This window comes from Pseudonocardia sp. SID8383, from assembly GCF_009864975.1.
Classification (GTDB): domain Bacteria; phylum Actinomycetota; class Actinomycetes; order Mycobacteriales; family Pseudonocardiaceae; genus Pseudonocardia; species Pseudonocardia alni.
This window is the reverse complement of record NZ_WWFY01000819.1, coordinates 1-2,024: the sequence shown is the minus strand read 5'-3', so window position 1 is coordinate 2,024 and position 2,024 is coordinate 1. Positions and strand designations below refer to the sequence as shown.

At 74.5% G+C, this 2,024-nt stretch carries 2 protein-coding genes; both read right to left on the bottom strand.

The window, feature by feature from the left end; genetic code table 11:
• Positions 1-465, bottom strand: a 465-nt coding sequence (locus tag GTW08_RS19905; protein ID WP_161152368.1) for a copper resistance protein CopC, incomplete at its 3' end; no start/stop codon positions are given.
• A 61-nt stretch (positions 466-526) separates the two neighbouring features.
• Positions 527-2,024: dolichyl-phosphate-mannose--protein mannosyltransferase (locus tag GTW08_RS19900; protein WP_161152367.1), on the bottom strand; the 1,498-nt coding region annotated here is incomplete at its 5' end.

Here is a 2,024-nt window from a genome sequence, read left to right as displayed (position 1 = left end):
GGCGGGGATGGTCTGCGGCGCGGTCTCCGGCGCGGCGGCCGTCGGGGCTGCGGCGGCGGGTGCGGGGGTCGTAGCGGCCGCGCCGGGGCCGGGGGAGGTCAGGGTGAACGGCACCGTGCCCGAGACGGGGTGGCCGTCGTCGGAGACCACCCGGTAGGTGACCGTGTACGTACCGGCCGCGCCGAGCGGGCGCAGCGGGACGGTGAGGGTGGCGCCCTCGCCGGTGGCGGAGCCCGCCGCGTGGTCGGTGCCGTCCGGGCCGGTCACCGAGACCGTCGCGTCGGCGGCCGCGATCTCTTCGGAGAAGGTCAGCGACACCGACGTCGGCGCGGTGCCCACCTGCGAGTTCGCGGCGGGCGAGCTGGACTCGAGCTCGGTGTGCGCCCAGGCCGGGGCGGCCCCGGCGACCAGGGCGAGCAGTACGGCGGGGAGGGCGACCGCGAGGCGGCGGAGAACGGGGCTCACGCCAGAGTCGTCGTCGCCGCTGCCTCCGCGGTTCCGTGCCTCACCCGGACGGAGCAACGTCTCAGCGCCACGACGGCAGCCACAGCTCGGCCTGCCAGTGCGCCGTGGTGATCGGGTCGCCGACCAGGATCGGCCACAGCCAGACGAAGTTGACCCCGATCAGCGCCACCCACGTCGCGACCACGAGCAACCCGTTCCGTCGCCGTCGCGCGCTCATCCGGGAGTGGCCCAGCATCTGCCCCATCGCCAGCACGACGCCCAGCACGAGGAACGGCACCACCGGCATCATGTAGAAGAAGTACATCTGCCGGTCGAGGTTGAGGAACCACGGCAGGAAGCCCGCGCCGTAGCCGATGAGCACCGCCGTCCAGCGCCAGTCCACCCGGGTCACGGCCCGCCACAGACCCCAGAGCAGCACCGGGATCGCCGGCCACCACAGCGCGGGCGTTCCGATGAGCATGACCGCCGAGACGCACTCGGTCTCTCCGCAGCCGGTGGCGTCGTCGGCGTAGCGGTAGAGCATCGGCCGCAGCCCCATCGGCCAGGTCCAGGGCTTGGACTCCCACGGGTGCGCGCCCGCCGACTGGGTCGTCAGGTTCTCGTGGAAGGCGAGGGCCTGGCCGTGGTAGTACCAGAGCGAGCGCAGTGCGTCGGGCAGCCAGGCGAACGCGCCGCCGGTGCCGATCTCCCGGCCGACCTGGTGCCGGTCGATGCCGGTCTCGCTGCCGAACCACGCCCACCAGGACCCGACGTAGGTCAGCACCGGGACCAGCGCGAGCGCCCACAGCGCGGGGGCGACGTCGCGGACCATCGTGCCCACCCACGGCCGGGTGACGCCGGCGCGGCGGCGCACCGACACGTCCCACAGCACGCAGAGCACCCCGAACGCGGCGACGTAATAGGCGCCGTTCCACTTCACCGCGCCGGCCAGGCCGAGTGAGACGCCCGCGGCGAGGCGCCACCAGCGCACCCCCCACCGCGGGCCCCAGACGGTGTCGCCGACCCGCCCCTGCGCGACGACCCGTGCCATCCGGGAGCGGACGTCGTCGCGGTCGGCGAGCAGCGCGGCGAACGCGGCCACCACGAACAGCGCGGAGAAGACGTCGAGCATCCCCATCCGAGACTGCACGTGCGACAGCCCGTCCGCGCACAGCAGCAGCCCCGCCAGCCCGCCCAGTGCGGTCGAGCGGGTCAGCCGACGCCCGGCCCGCACCACCAGCAGCACCGTGAGCACCCCGGCCAGCGCGGCCGAGACCCGCCAGCCGACGCCGTCGTAGCCGAACACCATCTGGCCCAGCGCGATCAGCTGTTTCGCCAGCGGCGGGTGGACGATCTTCTCGTAGCCGGGGTTGGACTCCACCCCGCCGTTGCGGACCATGTCCCAGGCCTGGGGGACGTAGTGCTTCTCGTCGAAGACCGGCGTGCCGCGGTCGGTCGGCTCGCCCAGGTCGTAGAACCGCAGCAGCGCCGCGACGAGCACGACGCCCGCGGTCACCAGCCACCCGCGCAGCCGGTCCGACGGCGGCGGCGCCCCGAGCCGGGCGGCCGGGCCGGGGTCG